General features: G+C 39.7%; 1 pseudogene. It reads right to left on the reverse strand.

Annotated features, from left to right (window positions below):
• Nucleotides 1–1,651: pseudogene (locus tag V5N63_RS04740) on the reverse strand (hypothetical protein); the annotation flags it as partial.

A 1,651-nucleotide genomic window follows, 5' to 3' on the forward strand; every position in this document is an offset into this window, starting at 1 on the left:
CTATTTAAAGTTGAATTTCACCGTAAACATCACCTGGCTTGGGCGGATTCTGATGGAATTTACCGTGGTTAACAGAAACTGCGGATCGTAAGTAATTCTTTCAAAAACGTTGGTATTGGCAATATTTAGCCATTTGATTTCGAAATCTATTTTCTTTTTTGCCCACGTATACTGGTAAGAAAGGTCGTAAAAAGCATTGTTAAAACTCTGGTTTCTGGATTTGGTATTGATTTCGTCCCAGAAGAATCCAATTGTATGGTTTTCCAGCGGATAAATGTAGGCCGCCAGATTGTGATTCCAGCCCGAAGTTTTGTTCTCGGTATTCTGGCTTGCATTCTTTTGCGTTGCCCAGTTCAGCGTTGCACTATAATCTACACTCAGCCATGAAAAATAGGTGTTGTTGAATTTAACGCCCATATTCTGGCGGTTGATTTTAGACTCCTGAAGTTGGTTGAAAAATGAAAACGATTTAGAATCAGCATTTGAAAAACTTACCGAAGCATTGGTTTTAAACTTCGGAAAATACTTTCCTATTTCTGCGCTTTCAGTTTGGGTCTCAGATGTATTTTCAAGCGCCAGCAAGGTCAAAGAAGAGTTGAATCCGTCACCTGAAAACTTCTCAATTAAATTCCTTTTGTTCACCGAATAACCGTAACGCACATTGAAAAACAGGTTATTCAGTGGGTTACGATATTCCAGTCTTGACCCGAGGTTGCTGTTTCTGTATTCCGGCATAATCATCGGGCTTTCGTAACTGTATCTTTGTGTAATCCCTAAAGGCGAGGTAAGCATTTTACCTTCGTAGAGAAAACCGAAATTCCCGAAATCGTTGTTCTGGCTGGCAAAAGCCCATATCTTGAAGAACGAAGCAAAATCAAGACTGGCGAATAAACTCGGCTCAAGCACAGATTTAGTGGTATGAAGGCTGTTGTTGCGCAGATTGTCTCGATACGTGATGTCGTAAAAATTAAAAGGAAGATTCAGGCTTAAATTAAAACTATTCGATTTGAAATTAACACCCAATTGCGTGTATGGCTGAATTTCGTTCCATTCGGTATCATTCTGAAAACTTTGCCCCAATCCGATATAATTCATCCCGTTAGAACCGGTTAAAAGTGATTCTAAGGTATTGAAATTCAAATTAAGACCCATTTCCGGCGTGAAAGTCCATTTTTTATAACTGAAACCTACCGACGCAGAATGATTAGCGGTAAAGGTCTCCGAAGAAGCATTTTGTCTCAACTTTTCAAACTGATTTGCTTCCGGAAAATTCCCGTTGGCATTCACATAACTGGCCGGTAAAATATCCATTGCCTGGCGGTCTTTTTGATAACTCACATAACTCATCACATTGAAAAGCTTTTCTTTCCATGGCAAAATGGTGCTGAGGGAATTCTGAAAAATCCCTGAAGGTGAATCCAGAAACTGGTTTCCGAATTTATTGATTGGGGTACTGCTTCCGCCTACAGGTGGAAGAAAGTTATTGATGGTGGCATTCGTATCATTCCACGAACCGTTCCAGGTAGTGGTATTTTTAAAGAATCCTTTTTTGGCATTCTTCGTGAAAATCAACTCACCTTTACTGGCATTGGTATAAAAATTATTGGCAGATTCTGAAACATAGGTGCCGCCTGAAGGAACAATTGACGAA

Origin of the sequence: Kaistella sp. (assembly GCF_032060305.1) — a bacterium.
GTDB classification, from domain to species: domain Bacteria; phylum Bacteroidota; class Bacteroidia; order Flavobacteriales; family Weeksellaceae; genus Kaistella; species Kaistella yananensis.